The 23,198-nt window shown below is 55.1% G+C and carries 21 protein-coding genes; 10 read left to right on the top strand and 11 right to left on the bottom strand.

Going from position 1 to position 23,198, the window contains the following annotated elements; all coding sequences use genetic code 11:
* Window positions 1-13 precede the first annotated feature (13 nt).
* A complete protein-coding gene (sixA, locus tag IEV29_RS05925; protein WP_188380301.1) occupies window positions 14-472 on the top strand; it encodes a phosphohistidine phosphatase SixA in 459 nt (152 codons plus the stop codon).
* A 77-nt stretch (window positions 473-549) separates the two neighbouring features.
* Here the strand turns inward: sixA and IEV29_RS05930 are convergent, their stop codons facing one another.
* The 4 genes from IEV29_RS05930 to IEV29_RS05945 all read right to left on the bottom strand — a co-directional run bounded on the left by IEV29_RS05930 (window position 550) and on the right by IEV29_RS05945 (window position 4,032).
* Window positions 550-1,587, bottom strand: coding sequence for a glycosyltransferase family 4 protein (locus IEV29_RS05930; protein ID WP_188380302.1), 1,038 nt, complete (start codon window positions 1,585-1,587; stop codon window positions 550-552).
* On the bottom strand, window positions 1,569-2,423 hold the full coding sequence (locus IEV29_RS05935) for a UDP-2,3-diacylglucosamine diphosphatase (protein ID WP_188380303.1): 855 nt from the start codon (window positions 2,421-2,423) through the stop codon (window positions 1,569-1,571). Before IEV29_RS05935 ends, IEV29_RS05930 begins: the two co-directional genes overlap by 19 nt.
* Window positions 2,420-3,187 (bottom strand): GNAT family N-acetyltransferase, encoded by a 768-nt coding sequence (locus tag IEV29_RS05940; protein ID WP_188380304.1) that lies wholly within the window; start codon window positions 3,185-3,187, stop codon window positions 2,420-2,422. The genes IEV29_RS05935 and IEV29_RS05940 overlap by 4 nt, the downstream gene beginning before the upstream one ends.
* Window positions 3,188-3,387: 200 nt before the next feature.
* Window positions 3,388-4,032: a hypothetical protein gene (locus tag IEV29_RS05945; RefSeq protein WP_188380305.1), complete on the bottom strand. Its 645-nt coding sequence runs from the start codon at window positions 4,030-4,032 to the stop codon at window positions 3,388-3,390.
* Window positions 4,033-4,222: 190 nt separating this feature from the next.
* On the opposite strand from IEV29_RS05945, the gene IEV29_RS05950 reads away from it, so the two are divergent.
* Window positions 4,223-5,296 (top strand): ABC transporter substrate-binding protein, encoded by a 1,074-nt coding sequence (locus tag IEV29_RS05950; RefSeq protein ID WP_188380306.1) that lies wholly within the window; start codon window positions 4,223-4,225, stop codon window positions 5,294-5,296.
* 10 nt (window positions 5,297-5,306) lie between these two features.
* Here the strand turns inward: IEV29_RS05950 and IEV29_RS05955 are convergent, their stop codons facing one another.
* From IEV29_RS05955 to IEV29_RS05970, 4 genes are all read right to left on the bottom strand, one after another.
* Entirely contained in the window at window positions 5,307-5,912 is a 606-nt protein-coding gene (locus IEV29_RS05955) for a DedA family protein (protein WP_188380307.1), read from the bottom strand.
* A 152-nt stretch (window positions 5,913-6,064) separates the two neighbouring features.
* On the bottom strand, window positions 6,065-7,525 hold the full coding sequence (locus IEV29_RS05960) for a Ppx/GppA phosphatase family protein (RefSeq protein WP_188380308.1): 1,461 nt from the start codon (window positions 7,523-7,525) through the stop codon (window positions 6,065-6,067).
* 143 nt (window positions 7,526-7,668) lie between these two features.
* Entirely contained in the window at window positions 7,669-8,541 is an 873-nt protein-coding gene (locus IEV29_RS05965; RefSeq protein WP_188380309.1) for a transglutaminase-like domain-containing protein, read from the bottom strand.
* A 160-nt stretch (window positions 8,542-8,701) separates the two neighbouring features.
* Window positions 8,702-9,952 carry an Hsp70 family protein gene (locus IEV29_RS05970; protein WP_188380310.1) on the bottom strand — a complete coding sequence of 417 codons (1,251 nt, stop codon included), beginning with the start codon at window positions 9,950-9,952 and terminating at the stop codon, window positions 8,702-8,704.
* A 243-nt stretch (window positions 9,953-10,195) separates the two neighbouring features.
* On the opposite strand from IEV29_RS05970, the gene IEV29_RS05975 reads away from it, so the two are divergent.
* From IEV29_RS05975 to IEV29_RS05990, 4 genes are all read left to right on the top strand, one after another.
* Window positions 10,196-10,528: a putative quinol monooxygenase gene (locus IEV29_RS05975; protein WP_188380311.1), complete on the top strand. Its 333-nt coding sequence runs from the start codon at window positions 10,196-10,198 to the stop codon at window positions 10,526-10,528.
* An 88-nt stretch (window positions 10,529-10,616) separates the two neighbouring features.
* Window positions 10,617-10,787 (top strand): hypothetical protein, encoded by a 171-nt coding sequence (locus tag IEV29_RS05980; protein ID WP_188380312.1) that lies wholly within the window; start codon window positions 10,617-10,619, stop codon window positions 10,785-10,787.
* A gap of 42 nt (window positions 10,788-10,829) precedes the next feature.
* The gene (locus IEV29_RS05985) at window positions 10,830-11,693 is read left to right on the top strand and encodes an MBL fold metallo-hydrolase (protein ID WP_188380313.1); all 864 of its coding nucleotides are present in this window, start codon (window positions 10,830-10,832) and stop codon (window positions 11,691-11,693) included.
* Between the two features lie 221 nt (window positions 11,694-11,914).
* The gene (locus IEV29_RS05990; protein WP_229726253.1) at window positions 11,915-14,002 is read left to right on the top strand and encodes a putative bifunctional diguanylate cyclase/phosphodiesterase; all 2,088 of its coding nucleotides are present in this window, start codon (window positions 11,915-11,917) and stop codon (window positions 14,000-14,002) included.
* A gap of 34 nt (window positions 14,003-14,036) precedes the next feature.
* Here the strand turns inward: IEV29_RS05990 and rpiA are convergent, their stop codons facing one another.
* Window positions 14,037-14,708 (bottom strand): ribose-5-phosphate isomerase RpiA, encoded by a 672-nt coding sequence (gene rpiA / locus IEV29_RS05995; RefSeq protein ID WP_188381094.1) that lies wholly within the window; start codon window positions 14,706-14,708, stop codon window positions 14,037-14,039.
* A 309-nt stretch (window positions 14,709-15,017) separates the two neighbouring features.
* Between rpiA and IEV29_RS06000 the strand changes: the two genes are divergently transcribed.
* Entirely contained in the window at window positions 15,018-16,214 is a 1,197-nt protein-coding gene (locus tag IEV29_RS06000) for a GGDEF domain-containing protein (protein WP_188380315.1), read from the top strand.
* Here the strand turns inward: IEV29_RS06000 and eda are convergent.
* Window positions 16,211-16,831, bottom strand: a complete 621-nt coding sequence (gene eda / locus IEV29_RS06005; protein WP_188380316.1) for a bifunctional 4-hydroxy-2-oxoglutarate aldolase/2-dehydro-3-deoxy-phosphogluconate aldolase — start codon at window positions 16,829-16,831, stop codon at window positions 16,211-16,213. The genes IEV29_RS06000 and eda overlap by 4 nt on opposite strands.
* A gap of 8 nt (window positions 16,832-16,839) precedes the next feature.
* On the bottom strand, window positions 16,840-18,753 hold the full coding sequence (gene edd, locus IEV29_RS06010) for a phosphogluconate dehydratase (protein WP_188380317.1): 1,914 nt from the start codon (window positions 18,751-18,753) through the stop codon (window positions 16,840-16,842).
* Between the two features lie 304 nt (window positions 18,754-19,057).
* On the opposite strand from edd, the gene pgi reads away from it, so the two are divergent.
* The 3 genes from pgi to IEV29_RS06025 all read left to right on the top strand — a co-directional run bounded on the left by pgi (window position 19,058) and on the right by IEV29_RS06025 (window position 23,155).
* Window positions 19,058-20,716: a glucose-6-phosphate isomerase gene (gene pgi, locus IEV29_RS06015; protein ID WP_188380318.1), complete on the top strand. Its 1,659-nt coding sequence runs from the start codon at window positions 19,058-19,060 to the stop codon at window positions 20,714-20,716.
* A gap of 100 nt (window positions 20,717-20,816) precedes the next feature.
* Window positions 20,817-22,286 (top strand): glucose-6-phosphate dehydrogenase, encoded by a 1,470-nt coding sequence (gene zwf / locus IEV29_RS06020; RefSeq protein ID WP_188380319.1) that lies wholly within the window; start codon window positions 20,817-20,819, stop codon window positions 22,284-22,286.
* 2 nt (window positions 22,287-22,288) lie between these two features.
* Window positions 22,289-23,155 (top strand): SIS domain-containing protein, encoded by an 867-nt coding sequence (locus IEV29_RS06025; protein WP_188380320.1) that lies wholly within the window; start codon window positions 22,289-22,291, stop codon window positions 23,153-23,155.
* Window positions 23,156-23,198: the final 43 nt, after the last annotated feature.

A 23,198-nucleotide genomic window follows, 5' to 3' on the forward strand; every position in this document is an offset into this window, starting at 1 on the left:
AAACGGAGTAACGATGGAACTGATCCTGTGGCGACACGCGGAGGCGGAAATGGGCGAGCCTGACGAAGGCCGCGCCCTCACGCCCAAAGGTCACAAGCAAGCCACGCGCATGGGCGAATGGCTGGACCGGCACCTCACCAGCGGCTGCAGGATTCTGGTCAGCCCCGCCACGCGCACCCTGCAAACTGCCGAGGCACTCGGTCGCAAGTTCAAGATTGTCGATGAGCTTGCGCCCGACTCTACGGCAGAACGCGTTATCGCGGCATCCAATTGGCCGGATAGTCGCGAGCCGGTTCTGATCGTCGGCCATCAGCCAACACTTGGCCAGGTCGCGTCGTTGCTGCTGACGGGGGTCAAGCAGGACTGGACGATTCGTAAAGGCAATGTATGGTGGATCGTGCGTCGGGAGCGCGAAGGCGAGATGGAACACTATCTGCGTGGCGTGCTGGCACCCGATCTGGTTACCAAATGATCACACGGTCATCAGATTTCTTCACTGCATAACAATACGAGAACGCAAGAAAACAGGAGCCGCACGCTCCCGTTGGTTCAGATCGTCGACGTTTGCGGCAAAATCGCATGCGTCACGCGACGCACCGGATGCAGATTACGCAAGAATTGCTGGGTTGCCGCTTCCCAGGAATAGGATAAGGCGTATTCACGCACGGCAGAACGCTTGAGTGTCAGCGCATTGAAACAGGCACGCATCAGATCGTCATTCAAAATGCCGCTACGACCATCGGCCACGACATCGATCGGCCCTTCCACCGGATAAGCCGCTACTGGCACACCACATGCCATCGCCTCGATCATGACCAGACCAAAGGTATCCGTACGGCTCGGGAACACAAAGACGTCCGCGCAGTTGTAATAGCCGGGCAAGGCATCATGCGCCTTGTTGCCAAGAAAACGAACGCCGGGATAACGGCGCTCCAACTCATCGCGCATCGGGCCATCCCCGATCACCCATTTGGAACCCGGTAGCTCCATCTGCAAGAACGCTTCGATATTCTTTTCGACGGCAAGACGGCCGACATACAGATACACCGGCCGTGTCAGCGATGATTCTTCACGCGGCCCAGGACGAAAATGTTCGGTATCCACGCCGCGACTCCATTGCACGACGTTGCGAAAGCCGCTCTTTTCCAGCGTGTGCTGCATGCGTGGTGTCGGCACCATCACCGCCTTGGACGGACCATGAAACCATTGAAGCCAGCGATACGTTACGGCCAATGGCAAATGAAAGCGCGCGCGCAGATATTCCGGAAAGCGGGTGTGATACGCCGTCGTGAAATCCAGCCCGTTGGACAAACAGTAACGACGCGCAGCCAGGCCCATCGGCCCCTCAGTCGCGATATGAATGCAATCCGGCATAAAACTGTCCAGCACTGCCGCCACCTTGCTGTAGGGCTTGTAGGACAGGCGAATTTCCGGATAGGTCGGGCACGAATAGGTCCGCAGACCTTCCGGCGTCACCATTCTGACGGCATGTCCCATCAGACGCAGTTGCTTGCGCGTTGCACGCAAGGTGTTGACCACGCCGTTGACTTGCGGCGTCCAGGCATCCGTTACGATGGCGATACGCATAGCGCCTCCATCTCTTCGTTATGCTGTTGCATGGTGACGCCCACCACGTCCTGCCAGGTAAGCAGACGCAGCACGCCAGCCTGATCCTCTACCAGTGCCGTCAGACTTTCCACCCAGTCACCATCGTTACAGTAAGTGATGCCGTCGATATCGCGAATTTCCGGTTTGTGAATGTGACCGCAAATCACGCCATCCAGACCACGACGACGCGCTTCATCAGCCAGCGCGGTTTCAAATGAGGTGATATAGCTGACGGCATTCTTGACCTTCAATTTCAGATACTGCGAGAGCGACCAGTACGGCAGGCCGGCACGTGCGCGCCAACTGTTGAAAATCTGGTTGAACTTGAGAATCATCGTGTACAGGTTATCGCCCACATACGCGAGCCACTTGGCGCAGGCGATCACGCCGTCAAAGCGATCACCGTGCAGCACCAGCATGCGTTTGCCTTGCGCCGTGGTATGAATCAGCTCATCGCGGACCCGAATACCGCCAAAATCCAGATCGATGAACTGTCGCACGGCTTCATCGTGGTTGCCCGGGACAAAGATCACTTCCGTCCCCTTCTTGGCCTTCTTCAACACCGTCTGTACCACATTATTGTGTGACTGATCCCAGTACCAGCGACGCTTGAGCTGCCAGCCATCGATGATGTCGCCGACCAGATACAAGGTATCGGATTCGGTACGACGCAAGAATTCCAGCAGCCGTTGTGCCTGGCATCCGGTTGTTCCCAGATGGACATCGGAAATCCAGATCGCCCGGAAGCGCAGCGGCTCGCGCTTGCCATTGGCTCTCAGAAAATCCTTGGTCAGAAATGATTCGCCTGGCTTCATGCGGTCTCTCCTTCCTTCAGGTAGTGGCGGGCATAACGGCTATCGAGTCGTGCCAGCGGCAACAGCATGAACATGTCGGCACTGTGAAATTCTGCATCCCAGGCTGGCTCGCCACAGATCCATGCACCACTGCGCAGGTAACCCTTGATCAGCGGCGGAATCACCGGCTGGCTGTCGCTGCGCGGTGGCGCGATCGGAAAAGCAAGATGCGGTCGTACGCGATACTCGGCCGGCGCCATATTGCTTTCCGCAATCGCGTGATAGATCGCAGCAGCGTTGAGGCCGCCATCGGCCAGACTGACGCTGGCGCAACCGATCAGGTATTCACAACCATGCTTTTGCATGAAGCCGGCAATACCCGCCCACAACAGCATGATCACCGCGCCACTACGATATTTGGGGTGGATGCAGGCACGCCCTGCTTCTGCGATACGCCCCCGCAGGTGGGCCATACGTGTCAGATCGAATTCCTGTTCGGAATAAAAGCCACGGTGACGCTCGGCGGCTTGTGGACTCAGTACGCGATAGGTTCCTACCACTTTCAACGTTGCCGAATCACGCACGATCAGATGGTCACAATAGGCATCGAACTCGTCACGATCCAGACGCTCCTTGTTCTTGAGTGCATCCAGCCCCAGGCCTTCGATGAACACCTTGTAACGCAGTCGCTGCACTTCACGCACTTCTGCGGGTGTGGAAGCGATGCTGAGGGTCAAACGTGGGGAGGAAGCACTCTGTTCTGCTGGAGCAAGCAATCGTTGCATGGTCGGTCCTTGAAGTAATGACAGGCGCCAGCCTAACCAGCGATTACTTCAGCACGATGACCGTTTGATGTCGGTTTGATGACACAACAACAAACATGCAAACAAACAAAAAGCCGATGCAGCAGCATCGGCTTCTTTCCACGCCATGGCAACATCACGGCACAGACATGCGCCGATGGGTCGATTGGATAACGTCCTTCTTACTTCTCTTTCTTCGGCCGACCGGCTTTGATTGGCGTCAGCTTGTTGATGACGTCATGCAGCTTGCCAAATTCCAGTCCTTTGACCAGGGCTACGCCAGCACGCAACAACTCGCTTTTCTTGATCGAAACACCTGCCTTGAGGAATGCCTTTTTAACGTCACTCAAGACCTGATATTCCAGATCCGGCATTGTGAAACTGTCACGGATCAGTTTAGGTTTGCGGACCTTGGATTTGCTTGTGGCTGGCTTGGCCAGCTTGGTACTTGCACGCTTGCCCGTCCCTTTGACTTTGGTGGCAGGTTTTGCCGCAGCCTTGGTCACAGGCTTTTCAGCCTTCGCGGTGACTTTCGATGTGACTTTGGTTTTGGCCACCGGCTTTGTTTTTGCAGGTAAAGCGTTCTTGGCAGCCTTCACTGGCACTTTGGTCGATGTCTTGGCCGGCGCTTTTTTTGCAGCGACTTTTTTGACTGCAGCTTTCCTGGCGCCAGGCTTGCCTTCCGCCGTCTTGGCAGGCGCTTTCTTCGCTACAACCTGTTTGGCCGCGGCCTTCTTTACCGCAGCTTTCTTTGCTGGCGCCTTTTGGGCTAGCGTCTTGGTGGCAGCCGGCTTGGCTGCGAGGGTTTCCTGATTTTCCTGCGACACAATCGACTCCTTGGCAATAAATAGTATAAATAATATATACAATTTATTTTCAAGCCGCAAGAAATGCCATCAAATTTCATCATGCGGTCATATTTCACCCACACAATCGTGGCTCGACCTTCTCCATCCCCGTGCCACCATGTGTTTTCCCCTGCCGATTTTCACGCTTTTCTTGGCCTTCGTGTGCCCCATGCTGATGACACCTGCACCAGCGTTTGCCGACACTCAGGACACGATCGTGATCGGACAGGTGATTGATCTGTCCAGTCCCAATGCCTCCCTTGGCCGCGACTACGTCGCCGGCATCAAAACCTACTTCGATATGGTCAATGCGACCGGCGGCATCAACGGCAAGAAGATTCACTACATTGCCCGCGATGATCAGTCTTCCGCCATTGTTGCTGCACGCTTGACCACCGAACTGATCGAAAATGATCGGATCGATTATCTGTTGGGAGGCATTGGTGAATCTGTCACACGTGCCGTGCTTGACACGCCCACCTTCAAGCGCAGTCGGCTGCAACTCTATGCACCCTTGGTCAGTGCCAGCAGCCTTAAACCCGGCGGGAAACTTGTACTGTGGCGCCCTGACTATCTGCACGAAGTGCAGCACATGCTGTCGCACTTTGGCGGGCTTGGCATTACGCGTGTCGGCATTGCATTGCAGGATGAGGCAAACAATCGTCAAACGCTGGCGCTCGTGACCAGCGAACTGAAGCAGCGCGGCCTGCAGCTAATCGGTACCGCACGCATCACGGTGAACGAGCAGCAAACCGAAGCGGAAGCACGCAAGCTGGCTGCCACTTCACCGGGTGTCGTCATCGTGATCGGCGACACGATCAACACAGGCATGTTCCTCAAGGCTTTCCGTAAATCAGCACCCAAGATTTATGTTGCCGGTACATCGCTGATCAATCTGGAAACGCTACGCGAACTGGCCGGCAGTCGTGCGGTGGAATGGACGGTTTTTTCACAAGTGGTGCCCAACCCGAATACGGGAAAAAGCGTTTTGCAACGCGAACATCAGACAATGATGGTGAAGTATCGCGACGAGCCGCCCTCGACGCTCACGCTGGAAGGCTTTGCCGTTGCCAAGACACTTGCCATGACCATTCGTCGTGGCAAACAGACAGGCACGGTTCAGGACCTCGGTAGTAACGGCAGCGCCGATCTGGGAGGCATGGCCGTGCGTGGCAGCACCAACCAGTCCCTTTCCAGCTTCGTGGATATCGCGCTGTTCAGCAAGAACGGGCTGCTGTTCTAGCCCATCGCTTTCAGGAAGCCTGTGGCTTGAAGCGGACGAACCGATAGACGTAGACGCCGATGATGATCAGCAACACGGCTTTCGATACCGGATCGATGTAACCTTCGAGCAATTCGTACTGTGATTCCAGCACATAACCGGCAAATGCAAGAAAGGCAGTCCAGATCAGGGAACCGACGGTCGAGTAAAACAGAAACGGCAGCATCGGCATGCGTACAATCCCGGCCGGCACCGAAATCAGCGTACGAATCGCGGGAATCAAACGGCCGAAGAAAACGGCGAAGTAACCGTAACGCATGAACCATTGCGAGGCGTTATCGATATCCGCAGGCGACAGGGTCATCACACGACCAAAACGTGTCGCGGCCATTCGCTTCAAACGCTCGGTACCAAAATAACGGCCGGCGTAGTACCAAGGCAAGGCACCGGCGATCGAACCCGCGGTACCCGCCAGAATCACGCCCAGCATGCTCATGTCACCGCGCGCCGCGGCGAAGCCACCCAACGGCATGATCAGTTCCGACGGAATGGGAGGAAAAATGTTTTCAGCCAGCATCAACAAAAAGATGCCAAGGTAGCCGGCCTCTGCGGCCATATCGACGAGCTCGTTAAACAATTGCGTACTCCATGGCAAAAAACGTTGCCACAAGCGGCAACCGCATGCGCGTCTCCCATGACGACAGACGCCAGATGCTCTGAAGGCAAAGTTGCCAAAAGGTTCATTTTACCGAATCGTTCTGCGCCAAGCACGCTTTTCAGCTGCACAGTTCAGTTACTCAAACGCAATCTGAAATCAATGCCGATTTCACCCCATGCCTCTTTCTCTTTCTCGATCCAGTAGGCAACCGTCGGATGATCGCGCACCCATGTCCGCGGCAATTCAAGCTCGATACTGTTTTTCATTTTTATCCGGATCGCGGCAGCATCGGCATCCACATCAAGTCGCGCATGCATGAACATGGCTGCCAGACGCAATGCCAGTACCGCTTTGGCGAAGCCGGCATCGGAGAGGTTATCGACCACTTTACGCAAGTTGCCTTTTTGTGCCAGAACCAGCCGGCTCATCACACGCTGTTCACGTGTCGTAAAGCCGGGCAGATCCGCATTTTCAATCATGTAAGCTGCATGCTTGTGAAACCCGCTGTGCGACACAATCAGTCCGATTTCGTGCAACAGCGCGCCCCACCGCAACAGGCGATCATGGGCATCATCGGCCGGCTTTAGCAACGTCAGCATGGCGGCGGCGATATGGGCAGTGCGATCAGCCCGTTTTTCATCCACGCGAAACCGCCTCAGAAATTCACGCACCGATTCTTCACGACGATCACGCTGTGTTGCGCGCAGCTGCAGATCACGCAGCACACCAAGACGCAAACCCGCCTCCACCGGCTGCACCACCTTGATGCCAAACTCGTGCATGGCCCCAATCAGAATCGCAACACCGCCAGCAATACTGGTAGCCCGATCTGCTTTCATGCCGGCCAGATCGATATTGTCCGCATGCCCAAACTGGATCAGGCGACGTTTGAGTGCTTCCAGACTCTTGAACGACACCATTCCATCGCCCAGATTGTTACGGGCAATCGCATCACCAATCGCCCGTGCCGTACCGGAAGAACCATAGGCTTGCGTCCAGGCGCTACGGTCATATTCCGGCGCAACATCCTCGAAACGGGAGCGTGCCGACAAAATCGCGGCTTCGAACGCATCCGCATCGATCACGCCATTGCCAAAGAAGCCGGCGTTCTGCGGCACGGTGCCGATGCTGAACGATTCGACCTTGAGAATTTCCATGCCATGACCGAGGATGACTTCGGTCGAGCCACCACCGATATCGATTACCAGTCGCCCTTCATCATGTGGCAAGGTGGTTGCAACACCCATGTAGATCAGACGTCCTTCTTCCTCACCCGAAATGATCTCAATCGGGTAGCCGATGGCGGCTTCAGCTGCAGGTAAAAACTGCGCAGCGTTTTTGGCAATGCGAATGGTGTTAGTCGCTACAACCCGCGCGGCACTGAGCGGATAGGAACTGAGAATGGATTGAAAGCGCGCGAGCGAGGCAATCGCTGCCTGCATCGCGGCCGGTGTCAGATTCCCCTTGCTGTCGAGACCGGCTCCCAGTCTGACCGGATCACGTGCGGTCTTGACGATACGCATCGTCTCGCCTTCCTGATACCCGATGTGCAGACGAAAACTGTTCGATCCCAAATCCACTGCAGCAAACATCCGATCCTTTCCTTGAGTATCCCGCAAAAAAGTTCGTGATCATAAGCTGCCTGCATGACATGCCCGTGACAAGAACATCCGAAGGAAAAACCAGCGTGGAGAAACACGCTGCAAGGAATTATTTATACCATTTTTATGCGGAATCAGGCATCACAATCTGCAGTGGACAAGGCGTGTTCGCAATGCACCGGAATCACAATGCCACGCTGACTGTCATCAAACGCATCGATTTCAATCAGTGGTGCATAGGAAGAAACATTGCCGAAGATGGTGGCAAATGCCGTATCACTGGCATCACGTCCAGTACCGATGCGAATCAGCCCCATTGGTGCGGTCACACCGCTTGCATCGAACAGATACCAGCGACCACTGAGCATCACTTCGACATAGGCGTGAAAATCAGGCGGGCCGAGTGTCGGATCCGCACCGTAGTCGATACCCGATGCAAAGCGGGCTGGAATATTCAGTGCACGACACAGGGCAATCATCAGATGCGCATAGTCTCGACAAACGCCAGCGCGTTCCACCAAGGTTTCGGTCGCCGATGTCGTGCCACATGAAATGCCGGAATGGAAACTCACATGCTGTTGCACCCATTTCTGGATTGCTAGCACACGCCCATAGCCTGGCTCCATCGTGCCAAACTCGCGACATGCCATATGGATCAACCGGTCTGACTCGCAGTAGCGACTCGGATACAGATAAGCAAACGCCTCCGACGGCAAATCGGCGATTGGAGTTTCGTACAGTTGCTCCGGCTGGCTGAGGCGGTGGCGAATATCGACCGTCGCCTGATAACGAATGACCAGGGAGCCGCGCCGCGCCTGCAGACGCAGCATACGATTGCCGCTGACGGGTTCAGTAAAGAAAATCGGATCGATTGTCTGACTGATCGCCAGATGTTCGTCAACGACCGTCTGACATTGGGTTTTGGCAGCCTGAATGTTGAAGACGAAATCACTCGCATCATCAAGGACATCGTATGCAAGCTGGACGGAGAATTGAAGCCTGACCATGAGGCTGTCACCTTATCTGGGAAATCAAACGTAATCGAAAGGACTGTGCATGCATCACATGCACAACAATTGATAGCTACTTGATTACACCAGGAAGTGGTCCTCAGGTCTGTACGCCAGCCAACACTGAAACGTGCGGCAGGCCCACCTTGCCTTATTCTCAGCCGAATTTCCGCTCGGCATCCAGCGCAAGGCCTGCACCGATACTACCGAACAGATCACCTTCAACTCTTTTGGCATTCGGCAACAAGGCCGCCACTTTTTCACGCAGTAGTCGTACCCCGCTGGAACCACCGGTAAAAACCACCGTATCTATGTCGTCAACGTGAATATCGGCATCCCGTAACAGGGCAGCGACGGTCGCTTCGATCTCGGTGACCAGATGATCGATTGCCTGCTCGAAGACAGCACGGTCCAGCAGCAGCGATTGCACCGGACGCAGACGATCCAGATGCAGTTCTGTCTGCACATCGGAAGACAAGGCAATCTTGCCCTCCTCCGCCTTGATCGCAAGCCAGTGACCGGAACGGTTCTCGATCAGATCAAGCAAGGTATCCAGCTTGTTCTTTTCTGTTGCATCCCGATAGATGTCACGAATCTGCAGATAGGTCTTCTGGGTGTATGTCAGGTTGATCGTATGCCAGGTCGCCAGATTGTAGAAATAGCTGGAGGGCACTTCCACACCGCTATTGAGCCGCGACCCCATGCCCAGCAATGGCATGATGCTGTTGAGGCTCAGGTACTTGTCAAAATCGGTACCACCGATATGCACACCCCCCGTCGCCAAAATGTCATGTCGACGATCAGCCTGCCTGGCGCGTTCCGGCGACAAACGCACAAGCGAAAAATCGGACGTACCGCCACCGATATCAACGATCAGTACCAGTTCTTCACGCGTCAGTTGTGCTTCGTAATCAAAGGCAGCGGCAATCGGTTCAAACTGGAAATCAATCTCCTTGAAACCGACTGACTGCGCAATTTCGTACAGCGTGTCTTCCGCCAGCGTGTCAGCCTCCTCGTTGCCATCGACAAAATGCACAGGCCGCCCCAGTACCGCGCTCGAAAATTCCCTACCAGCGGCCTGCTCTGCGCGGTGCTTGAGTTCCGAGATGAATTGCGTGAGCAAGGTACGAAACGGCAAGACCTTGCCCATCACCTCGGTCTGATCATCAATCAGGCTGGTACCGAGCAAGCTCTTGAGGGACCGCATGAGACGCCCTTCATAACCTTCCAGATAATTACTGAGTGCGGCACGACCGTAATACACCTGCTCTTCATCGGCATTGAAAAACACCACCGACGGCAGAGTGACTTTGCCGTCTTCCAGCACGAGCAAAGGCGAACTGCCCGGACGCGCCCAGCCCACCGTCGAGTTGGATGTCCCGAAATCAACACCGCACGCATTTGCCATGACCAACCTGTCTGTGTAAATGGAAAAAGGGCCATGATGATAAAGCATGAGGCGCTTCGATGTCCGTTTTCACATCGAACCATTCGTGCAATATCTTTCTGACGCTATCGGCTTGTGATCATGCGATGCACGTCAGTGACGGATGCGGTCTAGAATGAAGGGCCGTCTGCAATTACAGCAGGCGGCATGCAACAAGGAAACACCAGAAGAACTGCTCGATTGTCAAACATACAAGGAGGCATCATGGTCAATCTTGGATTGCAAGTCCGTCTGGAAGCCAAACCAGGCAAGGAAAAGGAACTGGAAGAATTTCTGCAGACACAACTTTCCTACGCACTTGGCGAGCCCGGCACCGTAGTCTGGGTTGCCATCAAAATCAGTCCGGGCGTCTTCGGTATTTTTGACGCGTTTGCCGACGAAACCGGCCGCAAGGCACACCTTGAGGGCGAAATTGCCAAAGCCTTGCAAGGATCTGCAGGTGCCAGCCTGCTTGCCAAGCAGCCACTCATCGAGCAGATCGGCATTCTGGCAGCCAAATTACCAGGCAGCGACGAGGTCCCTGATACGTTGGGCTGATCCGCAACAGATTCGGTTGTTCGACAGCGCCTGTGCTGGCTGTCAACAGCCGAAAAAATTACAATAGTCAGCAGCAAGGAGAACAGATATGAACAACAGTTGGGGTAGTGAAGAAGATAGCGAAATCGATGATGAATTGTCGCGCGACTTACAATTTCTGATTCCGGATCGGCAACGTAATTATGGCGATATCGGGACACGCGATTTCTATGACCGGATGGATCGTCAGGCGCGCGAAATCAGTGACAACTTGCGCTGATCGTTTGCATCGACCTCTCTTCCATCTGCTCTTTTCCCGCACATGACGGCTTCGGTTGAATCGTTTTTCGATGCACAAACCGGCACCGTCACTTATGTTGTGCATGCAGGCCGAGGCTCAGCCTGTGCCGTCATCGATTCCGTGTTGGACTACGACCCCAAATCAGGGCATACCGGCACCGTCTCTGCCGATCGCGTCATCCGCTTCATTCGTGCGCAGGAGCTGACGTTACAGTGGATTCTGGAAACCCACGCACACGCAGATCATTTGTCTGCGGCGTTACATCTGCGTCAGCAGCTTGGCGGTCGCATTGCGATTGGTGAACAGATTCGCATCGTGCAACAGACATTCCGCCAGATTTTCAATCTGGAGCCGGCTTTTTTATCCGATGGCTCGCAGTTTGATTATCTGTTTGCCGAGGACGAGATTTTCCATATTGGCGCGCTGCAGGCCCGTGCGTTATACGTGCCCGGACACACACCCGCCGACATGGCGTACCAGATCGATGACGCAATTTTTGTAGGCGATACCCTGTTCATGCCCGATCTGGGTACGGCGCGTTGTGATTTTCCGGGAGGCGATGCGGCGATCATGTATCGCTCGATCCGCAAGCTACTGTCATTTCCGGAAACGACAAAATTATTCATGTGTCATGACTATCCACCGGAAGAACGCGCACCATGTTGGGAAAGCACCGTGGCAGAGCAGCGCAAAACCAATATCCATGCGCATGATGGTGTGACGGCAGAGGAATTTGTCGCCATGCGCACGGCACGTGATCGCACGCTTGATATGCCGACACTGATCTTGCCTGCCATACAAGTCAACATTCGCGCCGGCGCCCTGCCTCCACCCGATGACAATGGGGTACGGTATTTGCGTATCCCATTGAACGTACTACGGTAAACCACATTCAATTTCTGTGGCAGGCTCACGTTAACAGAAAGAAGGCCATGTTTTCACTCTTAAACCTGCCTCCAAGGCACAACTTTGGTGCGAAATTTGAGTGAATTGCGTGGCACTGTAATTGCTTCAAGGAAATGTATTTTGCTGCATGCAGTGTTTTGGCGAAGGAAAGCTAGGGCAATGTGCATTTCATCAAGCTCGATTTAATTATGCTTTTATCAATGCCCTCCAATTCAACCGACCCGTCAATGCAGGCGCGCATGCTGAGTACCTTGCTCGCCAATCTGGAAGGCATGGTCTATCGCTGCCGTCTGGACGATAGCTGGACAATGGAGTTTGTCAGTGAAGGCTGTCTGAGCCTGACCGGTTACAAGGAAGAGGATATTCTCTTCAACAGCCGCGTCTCTTACGAAGATATTACGCACCCCGATGATCGCGAGTATGTGCGCACCACGATCATGGCAGCGGTCAAACAGAATCGGCGCTTCGACCTCGAATATCGCATTGTTCGCGCCGACGGCAAGGTCCGCTGGGTCTGGGAACGTGGCACCAATATTTCGCACACCCATAAAACCTGGGATGTACTTGAAGGCTTTATCCAGGACATCACCGAACGCAAGGAAGCCGACGAAGCCCTGCGTGAAGCAGAGCGTCGCTATCGCAGCATTTTTGAAAATGCGATCGAAGGCATTTATCAGTCCACACCGACCAACGGCTATCTGGCAGTCAATCCGGCACTGGCGCGCATGTATGGCTACGACTCGCCACGCGAACTGATTTCGACCTTGCGCGATATCGAGCATCAGGTCTATGTGGACCCGCAACGACGCGTGGAATTCATGCGCCTGATGGAACAGCATGGCGTGGTCACCAATTTCGAATCGCGCATCTATCGACGCAATGGCGAGATCATCTGGATCTCCGAAAATGCGCGCGCCGTTTATAACAGCGCCGGCAAACTGCTGTTTTTTGAAGGCACTGTCGAAGCGATTACCGAACGCAAGCTGCACGAAGCCGAGATCCAGTTTCAGGCAACGCACGATGCCCTGACCGGCCTGCCTAACCGCACCCTGATGTACGACCGGATGCAACAGGCCATTCTGCATTCACAACGCTATGGCAACCTGACCGCCATCGCCTTTCTCGACCTCGACCAGTTCAAATTCATCAACGACAGTCTGGGTCATCAGGTGGGTGACGAGCTGCTCAAGATTACTGCACAGCGTCTGACTGGTTGCCTGCGCGAAAGCGATACCGTGGCACGTCAGGGCGGTGACGAGTTTGTGCTGCTGCTGACCAGCCAGCCCAACGAAGAATCAATTACGCAAACCATGCAGCGCGTGTTGCATGAAGTATCGCAACCATGGAAAGCCAATGATCTGGACTTCCAGATCACCTGCAGTATCGGCGTGACGCTGTGTCCAAATGACGGACGCGATGCGGAAACCTTGCTGAAAAATGCCGATTCGGCCATGTACAAGGCCAAGGAACTGGGACGCAATAATTTCCAGTACTTTGCTGCGGAAATGAATACCTCGGTCACCGACCGGCTGGAGCTCCTGAACCGCCTGCGTCAGGCGATTCCGAATGACGAGTTTGTCCTGCATTACCAGCCCAAACTGAATCTGAACAACGGTCGTATCATCGGCGTCGAAGCCCTGATTCGCTGGGAAACGCCGACCGGCCGCGTTTCACCCGCCAGCTTCATTCCACTGGCAGAAGAAACCGGGCTCATCATTCCGATCGGGGAATGGGTACTGCGCACGGCCTGCCGTCAGAATCGCGACTGGCAAAAAGCCGGCTATCCGCCGATCCCGATTTCGGTCAACCTGTCACCGCGCCAGCTGGCCCGTGGCGATATCGTCGATCTGGTCAGCCGCGTCTTGCAGGAAACCGAACTGGATGCGCGTTATCTGGAATTGGAAATCACCGAAAGCGTGATGGCAACGGATGTCGATAAATCCTTTGCCATGCTGACCGAATTACGCGCACTGGGCGTGAAGATTTCGCTCGATGATTTTGGTACAGGCTATTCCAGCCTGAGCTATCTGAAGCGCTTTCCGGTGGATACGCTCAAGATCGATCAGTCGTTCGTGCGCGATATTGCGACCAGTCAGGACAGCGCGGCAATTGTCAAGGCGATCATTTCGCTTGGACACAACCTGAACCTGAATGTACTGGCAGAAGGTATCGAGACGGCTGAGCAATCCCGCTTCCTGCAGCAGAATGGTTGCGATGAAGGACAAGGCTATCTGATGAGTCGCCCTGTTCCCTATCGCGATTTTCTGAAACTTCTCAGCGCGCAATAAACAGTCGGTCTGCGCGCTTTTTTATTTTTACTAATCAGAACGTCATGCGTTTGACGCCGTCTGCAGTACCAAGCAGGCCGATGTTGGCGCCCCGTTGTGCAAACAGACCGACCGTCACCACCCCAACGATATTGTTGATCTGCGCTTCCAGTGCAACCGGATCGACAATCTCCAGTCCATGCACATCAATGATGGAGCAGCCATTGTCGGTTACCACCGTCGTGCCATCCTTGACACGCAAACGTGGTTCACCGCCCAATGCCTTCAGACTGCGCGCAACCGATGCTTCTGCCATCGGGATCACTTCGACCGGCAAGGGAAACTTGCCCAGCGTCTTGACCAGTTTGGAGCCATCGGCGATACAGACGAACTGACGTGCCACGGAGGCCACGATTTTTTCGCGTGTCAGTGCCGCACCACCGCCCTTGATCATGGCGCCCTGCAAGGTAATTTCATCCGCGCCATCGATATAAACCGATAAAGCCTCCACCTCATTCAGATCCATGACCTGAATACCGTGGCTGCGCAGACGGTCAGCCGTTGCTTCCGACGAGGCAACGGCACCGCGGATACGATCCTTGACCTTCCCCAGTTCATCGATAAAGAAATTGGCAGTCGAGCCCGTTCCCACCCCGATGATTTCACCCGCTGTTACATAATCGATGGCAGCACGCGCTACTGCCTGTTTCATTTCGTCTTGAGTCATCGTCATGGCATATCTGGTTTGGGGGAAAAGAACCCGTTATTTTAACGGATCATCCCGCTGACATTGCGATCAGACTGCCGATATGCCCCACATTCGGTGCACCATTTCAAAAATACAAGATGCAGCAAGCGGTCGGACGAGCGGATTTTTTTCATGTATTTTCAAGGCAATGTTCGTTTCCGCGCAGCAATACCCAGATATACTAGTGCGCAACAGGTCGTTTTCTTGGCGAAGACGTAGCAATATGCTGGCAACTTTTGGCACATGTGCTGATCTCCTGCTAGTGCATCGTAACGACCACGGATCCTCATGCTTAGTCCGTTTAACCTACTGCTGATTACAGCCGGCTTCAGTGTTGTCATGCTGTTTGTGCTGGGCTCGCTCATGCGCAGCCACATTCCTGGACTGCGGGAGTGGGCTGGCGCCAATGCACTGGCTGCTATCGCCCTCGTACTGCTGGCCTGCCGTGGACTCATTCCGAATTTTCTGTCGATCGTTGTAGCCAACACGCTGGCAGGGCTGGCGATTTGCATCATTTATCTGGGCTTTCGACGCTACTACGGGCTGCTGTTGCCACTCAAGCCGATTGCCTTGAGCCTGCTTGCACTATTCTCCCTCTTTCTCGTCTTTCATTACGTGTACGACTCCATCGCGATCCGTACCGTGATTGTGTCGTGGTTTCTGGGCATTTACTGTCTCGCGATTGGCTTGCTGATTTTTCAGTCAGCGCATCGATCCCTCACTCTTTCACCATACCCTGCCCGTTTCACGGCCTGGGTATCGATTTTGTTTTTCATCGGCTATGGCTTGCGTGCAGTGGTCTACATGACCGGCACCGACCACCTGATTTCGACCATGCAGGCGTCAAGCTGGAATCTGCTCTTTCTGTCACTCGGCACGCTGGTCATGCCGCTCTTGACCATGGGGGCGATCATGATGGTCCATGACCGCATGCTGTCCAAGGCTATTCAGGATGCCAATCACGACTTCCTGACCGGTGCCTGGACGCGACGTGCCTTCTTTGAATTTGCCGAGCGCGAACTGTTGCGGGCAAAGCGGATGAAACGTTCCTTGTCGCTGTTGATGTTTGACGTCGACTATTTCAAACGCATCAATGACACCTATGGACATGCGACAGGTGACAATGTCCTGATCGATATTGTGGAGCGTGCGCAACTGGAAATCCGCAACATTGATTACATCGCACGTATGGGTGGGGAAGAGTTCTCGATCCTGCTGCCGGAAGCCGACGCCAACGCCGCACTCGCCATTGCCGAACGCTTGCGTGCGCGACTGAACAGCGGCACTTCCATCGTCATCTCCCCGGGACAACAATCAACCGAAAAGACCGTGCCCTATACCGTCAGTATCGGCGTCGCGACACATCGGGCCGACGAAGGCATCATCGCCTTGATGCACCGTGCAGACATTGCGCTCTACTCCGCCAAGGCAGCTGGCCGCAATATCGTCATCACGGCCGAGGAAGCGATGGTGCGAGAGGCTTAACGCAAACCGGCTGCTGCTTTTGCCAGTGTGCGAATGCCATCCCAGTTGCTGGCTGCCAGCAACTCTTTTGGCGTCAACCAGGAGCCACCTACGCAAGCCACATTCTTGCAAGCCAGGAACTGCGGCGCGGTTTCCTGAGAAATGCCACCTGTCGGACAGAACAGCACATCCGGCAACGGACCGGAAATTGCGTTGAGCATGCCGACACCCCCTGCCGGTACCGCCGGAAACAGTTTCAACTGAAAGAACCCGGCTTCGCGCGCTGCCATCACTTCTGACGGCGTCATCACACCGGGCAGTAACGGCAATCCGCTTGCACGTGATGCCTGAATCAGATCGGACGTCAGTCCGGGCGACACGCCAAAAACCGCACCGGCATCACGTGCGGCAGCAAAATCCTCCGCACGCGTCAGGGTACCAACGCCGAGAATCGCATCCGGCACCTGCTCTGCAATCGCACGAATCGCTGCCAGACCATGGCGTGTACGCAAGGTCACTTCCAGAACGCGAATCCCGCCATCCACCAAGGCCTGCGCCATGGGGACTGCGTGACGGATATCGTCAATGGCGATCACCGGAATAACCGGCGATGCCCGCATAATTTCAAGCAAGTTCATATCGGTACTCATATGGATTGTTGAACATGGGTATCTTCATCGCTAAACGGCTCTGCAGCATCGTTCGGCTGATTGATTTCCGGCGACGATGGCGTTGCCAGATGCGGCAGACCAAACGACGCCGCACCCTCTTCTGCAATGCTGACCGACGAGCGGAACATCGCAAACAGTTCACGCCCCATGCCGATCACATTCGATGAACGATCGACCCGCGCCAGCGGCCGACGTTCCCACTCCGCTTCAGCAACCAGTGCCTGCAAGGTACCCGCTTCTGCATCAAGTCGGATCATGTCGCCATTCCGCACGCGACCAAGCGGACCGCCAGCCAACACTTCCGGCGAGACATGAATGGCCGCCGGTACCTTGCCAGAGGCACCCGACATGCGACCGTCGGTAACCAGCGCCACATGGAAGCCCGCATCCTGCAAATTACCGAGTGCTGGCGTCAAGGCATGCAATTCCGGCATGCCATTGGCTTTTGGTCCCTGAAAACGCACCACAGCGACAAAATCACGCTCAAGCTTGCCGTCCTGATAGGCATGCATGAACTCTTCCTGAGACGTAAACACAATCGCCGGTGCCTCGACCCGGTGATATTGCGGCTTCACTGCAGAAATCTTGATGACAGCGCGCCCCAGATTACCGGTCAGCAAGCGCAAACCGCCATCCGGCGCAAAAGGCTCGGCCGCCGGACGCAGCACCTTCTCGTCACCGGTCACCGTCGGCACATTTTTCCAGACCAGCTTGTCACCATCCAGAAATGGCTCGCAGCAATGTGCACGCAAACCCTTACCCATCACAGTCGTGACATCTTCATGCAACAACCCGGCGTCCAGCAATTCACGAATCACAAAACCGGTGCCACCCGCTGCGTGGAAATGATTAACGTCTGCCTCACCATTTGGATAGATACGCGTCAGCAGAGGAATGACAGCCGACAGCTGATGAAAATCATCCCAGTCGATCACGATGCCGGCCGCACGCGCAATCGCAATCAGGTGAATCGTGTGATTGGTCGAACCGCCCGTCGTCAACAAAGCAATGATGCCGTTGACGATGGTTTTTTCGTCGACCACCTGTCCAACCGGCGTAAAGGCATCACCCTGACCACTGATCGCCACGGCACGTTTCGCTGCCTGCGCCGTCAGGGCATCACGCAAGGGGGTGTTGGGCGTAATAAATGCAGAGCCCGGCAAATGCAGGCCCATGACTTCCATCAGCATCTGATTACTGTTGGCCGTCCCGTAAAACGTGCAAGTACCGGCATCGTGATACGACTTGGATTCCGCTTCGAGCAAACCCTCGCGATCGATCTTGCCTTGGGCGTACAACTGGCGAATCCGCGATTTTTCCGAGTTCGACATACCACTGGTCATCGGACCGCCCGGAATGAATATTGCTGGCAGATGACCAAAATGAAGGGCACCGATGAGCAGACCCGGCACAATCTTGTCGCAGATACCCAGATACACCGCGGCGTCGAACATGTTGTGCGATAGCGCCACTGCGGTCGACATGGCAATCGTATCGCGCGAAAACAGCGAGAGCTCCATGCCTGGCTGCCCTTGTGTAATGCCGTCGCACATGGCCGGCACACCACCGGCAAACTGCGCAACACCACCGGCTTCACGCACGGCATTCTTGATAATGCGTGGAAAATGCTCGTACGGCTGATGCGCCGACAGCATGTCGTTATACGAGGAAACAATGGCGACCGATGGCTGCTTCTGCTGCTTGAGAATCAGCTTGTCGTTCGCCGGAAAGGCGGCGAAGCCGTGCGCCAGATTTGTGCAGGATAAGGCGCTACGCTGCGTGCCTTGGTGAATCGAGTCCGCGAGGCGGTTCAGATACGCAGCACGATACAGCCGGCTACGCTCGACAATGCGCCCGGTTACGGCAGCGATCACTGGGTGGAGCGGCATGGGATTTCCCTTGAAAACAATTTTGAAATTTTACTACAAAAATTGGATGATTCCTTGACGAAGAAGTAACGCTTCGGTGCAGACAAACGGCAGTGCATTCGCAACACAGTCAACCACCTAGCAACCTCCGATCAAACCAATCAGCGCCAGAAAAGGAACTTTGGACAATACTTTGGCTCGTAACTGGGAATCTTCATCTATACCGCTTTGCCGAGTCATCATGACGTCATTGCCAGAGCATATATTTGTAGTGAAATTACCATAATCTGCTGTATAGTTAATTCAACCATAAGAACAGATCGCCATGCCCACATTTTCCCTGCCTGCCTCCGCACCCTACAAAGCGCTTCAGCAACATCTTTCCGACGCGAAGCAATGGCAGATGCGTGATCTTTTCAAGCAGGATTCGGACCGCTTCGATAAATTTTCGCTTGAGGCTGCCGGACTCTTCATCGATTTTTCGAAAAACATTATCAACGAAAACACGCTGTCCTTACTGTGCGATCTCGCACGTGATGCGCAGGTCGAGTCGCAACGCGAGGCGATGTTTGCTGGCGACAAAATCAATCTGACCGAGAAACGCGCAGTTCTGCACACCGCTTTGCGACGCCCTGCCAGCGATACGGTGATGGTCGACGGACACAATGTCGTGCCCGATGTGCATGCCGTCCTCGATCGCATGGGTGCTTTCGCCGAGCGTGTACGGAACGGCACATGGCGTGGTTACGATGACCGCGAAATTACGGATATCGTCAACATCGGTATCGGCGGATCCTACCTTGGCCCCAAGATGACGTGTCAGGCATTGCGTCCGTTCGTACATTCGCGTCTGAAATTACACTTCATCTCCAACGTCGATGGACACGATCTGGCTGCCTTGCTGCCACAGATCAATCCTGCCACCACACTGTTTATCGTCGCCTCCAAGACATTTACAACCTCGGAAACGATGACCAATGCGCAATCGGCACGCGCCTGGCTATTGCGCAGCACAACCGAAGCGCATCTTGCCAAACACTTTGTCGCCGTCTCGACGCAAACCGATCTGGTTACCCGGTTCGGCATTGCTGAAGAAAACATGTTTCCTTTCTGGGATTGGGTTGGCGGTCGCTATTCGGTCTGGTCGGCAATCGGCCTGTCACTGGCGATCGCTATCGGCATCGACAACTTCAAGGCATTTCTGGCTGGCGCGCATGCAATGGATCAGCATTTCCGTACTGCACCGCTCGAAAAGAATCTGCCGGCCCTGATGGGCCTGGTCGGCATCTGGAACCGCAACTTCCTGGGCAGCGACTCTGTGTCGATTGCCCCTTACCATCAGGATCTCGCCCTGTTTCCCGGCTATCTGCAGCAACTGGAAATGGAAAGCAATGGCAAGCGCGTGCATGTCGATGGCAACGCAGTCGACTTCGCTACCTGTCCTGTCATCTGGGGCGATACAGGTACCAATGGGCAGCATGCCTATTTTCAACTATTGCATCAGGGCAGCGACGTCATTCCGGTCGATTTCATCGCCGTGCTCAAACCGTCGCATCAGCTTCCGCTGCATCAGGAAAGATTGCTGGCCAACTGCTTTGCACAGTCCGAAGCGTTCATGCGTGGCAAATCGGCCGACGAAGTACGCAAGGAAATGCAAGCACAAGGTGTCAGCGACAACGACATTGAATTATTGATTCCACATCGCACCTTTCCCGGCAATCGTCCCAGCACCACGATTCTGCTGGACGAACTGACACCGGCTGCGCTGGGTGCCCTGATCGCTTTGTATGAACATAAGGTCTTCGTACAAGGTGTCGTCTGGGGCCTCAACAGCTTCGATCAGTGGGGCGTCGAATTGGGCAAGGTTCTGGCAAAAACCATTGAAGGCGAACTGACCGGCGCAACCGTATCTGCACAACATGATGGCTCGACCAATGGTCTGATTGCGCGCGCAAGAACTGCCGCAGGCAAATCTGCTGCCTGACCTTGTCGTAACAGCACAAACCCGCATTGCCGCGCCATCCTCGACCGTGATACCGTTTCGATCAACCTAACATTTTCACTTCACCGAATAAGCACACATCATGGCACTCTCCGATTTTGACCTCGTACTGTTTGGCGGCGGCGGTGACCTGTCGATGCGCAAACTGATTCCAGCCTTGTATGCGCGTCATCGCGCCGGCGATCTGCCTCCTTCCGCGCAGATCATCTGCGTTGGTCGTCACCCGTGGACCGACAAGGAGTTTGTCGAAGAACTGAACCAGAACGCGCGACCGAATATCAGCGAAAAAACCTTTACGCAAGAAGCGTGGAATGCCTTCTGCGCTTGCGTACGCTATGTTTCTCTCGATGCGACCGACGCCGCGACCTACGATCCGCTCATCGACCTGTTGCGTCATGATCAGGACATGACGCGCGTGTTTTATCTGGCGATGTCGCCCAGCCTGTTTGCAAGTATCTGCAAGAATCTGCATCAACGCGGCCTTGTCACGGACAGTTCACGCGTGGTGCTCGAGAAACCGCTGGGCCGCGATCTGGCCAGCGCCAAGCAGATCAATCTGGAAGTCGGCAAGGTCTTCAAGGAATCGCAGATCTTCCGTATTGACCACTATCTGGGTAAAGAAGCGGTACAGAATCTATTGGCACTGCGCTTTGGCAATGTGCTGTTCGAACCCCTGTGGCGTCGTGAGTGGATTTCCGACGTGCAGATCACGATTGCGGAAGAGCTGGGCGTCGGCAATCGCATGGGTTACTACGAAACCTCGGGTGCGTTGCGCGACATGCTGCAGAACCATTTGCTGCAACTGCTGTGCATTACCGCAATGGAACCGCCACTGTCAGTCACACCGGATGCGGTACGTGACGAGAAACTCAAAGTCCTGCATTCACTCAAGCCATTCACGCCAACCACGCTGGCACGCAATGTCGTGCGCGGCCAGTATCGCGCCGGTCATGTCGAAGGCAAGCCCGTCCCCGCTTATCGCGCCGAAAACAGTGCAAATCCCGACTCCACAACCGAAACCTTTGTGGCCGTCAAGGCCGAGATCGATACATGGCGCTGGGCTGGCGTGCCGTTTTACCTGCGTACCGGCAAGCGCATGGCCGATCAGTTGGCGGAGATTGTCGTGCGTTTCAAATCGATTCCGCACTCGATCTTTGCGCAGTCCAATAGCAGCTTTCAGCCAAACTGTCTGGTGATTCGCCTGCAGCCGGATGATGGCCTGCAACTCAACCTGATGGCTAAAACGCCTGGTGATGGCATGCGTCTGAAACCGGTCGAGCTGGAACTCGACTTTGCGGAAACCTTCAAAACGCCGCGCATGGACGCCTACGAGCGCCTGCTGCTCGACGTGCTGCGCGGCCATCTGACACTCTTCATGCGTGCGGATGAACTGGAAGCCGCATGGGAATGGGTCGAGCCGATTCTGCGCCACTGGGAGCAGGAAGGCAACGAGCCGATTCCCTACACTTCTGGCAGCTGGGGGCCGGCAGCAGCCAGCGCACTGATCGGTCGCGACGGCCTGCAATGGCGTGAAGAAGCGCTGCCTGAATAAGCATGCTGCTGGATTCCATACGCAGTCGCTACGACTCGCTTTCCCGTTCGGAAAAAAAAGTTGCGGCGGCCGTACTGGCCACACCCGAGCTCGCGATTGACGCCAACCTTGCCGCGCTTGCCAGCAAGGCCGACGTCTCCGAACCGACTGTCGTCCGTTTTTGCCGATCACTCGGCTTTGACGGCTGGCATGCCTTCAAACTACGTCTGGCACAAAGTCTTGCCCTCGCTCCCGGCAATGCCGATGCCCCCGCGCCAGACGATCTGGCAACAGAACTGGTCGACAAGATCTGCAGCCGTTCCATCAATACCCTGCTGGATTTGCGTAACGGCCTTGATGCACAGGCAATTGAACGCGCATTGCAGGTACTGTCGGTTGCCAACAAGATCGAGTTCTATGGTCAGGGGACGTCCGGCATTGTGGCGGCCGATGCGCAGCACAAGTTTTTCCGTTCCGGTGTGCCGACGGTTGCCTATGTCGATCCGCATATTCACAGCATCGCAGCATCGTTGCTGAAGCAAGGCGATGCCGTCGTTGCGATCTCCCAGCGCGGTAGCAGTGCGGCCATGCTGCGCAGTGTGCAACTGGCACGCAACAGCCACGCCGAAGTCATCGTGCTCGCGCCAAGTGGCACGCCGCTGGCAGAACTGGCGACCGTGCTGATTCCTATCGATCTGCATTTCCATACGGATCCCTACACGCCGATTTCCACGCGGCTGGCCCATTTGGTCGTGATCGACATTCTGGCGGTCGGCTTGGCGTTGCGACTCAGTCCGGAAAAGCGGCGTACCATGCACAATGCGCGCAAGGCATTGCAGAAGATCGATATGCCATTCGACTCCTTTTTACAATCGTCACAGGATGACTGATCTGCGTAGCCTGCCTTCATTTCGTACAATAGTCATCAGGCCA

The organism is Oxalicibacterium faecigallinarum (genome assembly GCF_014635705.1).
In the GTDB taxonomy this organism is placed as follows: Bacteria; Pseudomonadota; Gammaproteobacteria; order Burkholderiales; family Burkholderiaceae_D; genus Oxalicibacterium; species Oxalicibacterium faecigallinarum.

Coding starts and splice junctions, on each gene's coding strand:
- zwf (WP_188380319.1), top strand. CDS start 20,817: ATGGCACTCTCCGATTTTGACCTCGTACTGTTTGGCGGCGGCGGTGAC.
- IEV29_RS05960 (WP_188380308.1), bottom strand. CDS start 7,525: ATGTTTGCTGCAGTGGATTTGGGATCGAACAGTTTTCGTCTGCACATC.
- IEV29_RS05930 (WP_188380302.1), bottom strand. CDS start 1,587: ATGCGTATCGCCATCGTAACGGATGCCTGGACGCCGCAAGTCAACGGC.
- IEV29_RS05980 (WP_188380312.1), top strand. CDS start 10,617: ATGAACAACAGTTGGGGTAGTGAAGAAGATAGCGAAATCGATGATGAA.
- IEV29_RS05965 (WP_188380309.1), bottom strand. CDS start 8,541: ATGGTCAGGCTTCAATTCTCCGTCCAGCTTGCATACGATGTCCTTGAT.
- IEV29_RS05975 (WP_188380311.1), top strand. CDS start 10,196: ATGGTCAATCTTGGATTGCAAGTCCGTCTGGAAGCCAAACCAGGCAAG.
- IEV29_RS06000 (WP_188380315.1), top strand. CDS start 15,018: ATGCTTAGTCCGTTTAACCTACTGCTGATTACAGCCGGCTTCAGTGTT.
- edd (WP_188380317.1), bottom strand. CDS start 18,753: ATGCCGCTCCACCCAGTGATCGCTGCCGTAACCGGGCGCATTGTCGAG.
- IEV29_RS05990 (WP_229726253.1), top strand. CDS start 11,915: ATGCCCTCCAATTCAACCGACCCGTCAATGCAGGCGCGCATGCTGAGT.
- IEV29_RS05970 (WP_188380310.1), bottom strand. CDS start 9,952: ATGGCAAATGCGTGCGGTGTTGATTTCGGGACATCCAACTCGACGGTG.
- IEV29_RS05935 (WP_188380303.1), bottom strand. CDS start 2,423: ATGAAGCCAGGCGAATCATTTCTGACCAAGGATTTTCTGAGAGCCAAT.
- sixA (WP_188380301.1), top strand. CDS start 14: ATGGAACTGATCCTGTGGCGACACGCGGAGGCGGAAATGGGCGAGCCT.
- rpiA (WP_188381094.1), bottom strand. CDS start 14,708: ATGACTCAAGACGAAATGAAACAGGCAGTAGCGCGTGCTGCCATCGAT.
- IEV29_RS05985 (WP_188380313.1), top strand. CDS start 10,830: ATGACGGCTTCGGTTGAATCGTTTTTCGATGCACAAACCGGCACCGTC.
- pgi (WP_188380318.1), top strand. CDS start 19,058: ATGCCCACATTTTCCCTGCCTGCCTCCGCACCCTACAAAGCGCTTCAG.
- IEV29_RS05940 (WP_188380304.1), bottom strand. CDS start 3,187: ATGCAACGATTGCTTGCTCCAGCAGAACAGAGTGCTTCCTCCCCACGT.
- eda (WP_188380316.1), bottom strand. CDS start 16,831: ATGAACTTGCTTGAAATTATGCGGGCATCGCCGGTTATTCCGGTGATC.
- IEV29_RS06025 (WP_188380320.1), top strand. CDS start 22,289: ATGCTGCTGGATTCCATACGCAGTCGCTACGACTCGCTTTCCCGTTCG.
- IEV29_RS05950 (WP_188380306.1), top strand. CDS start 4,223: ATGCTGATGACACCTGCACCAGCGTTTGCCGACACTCAGGACACGATC.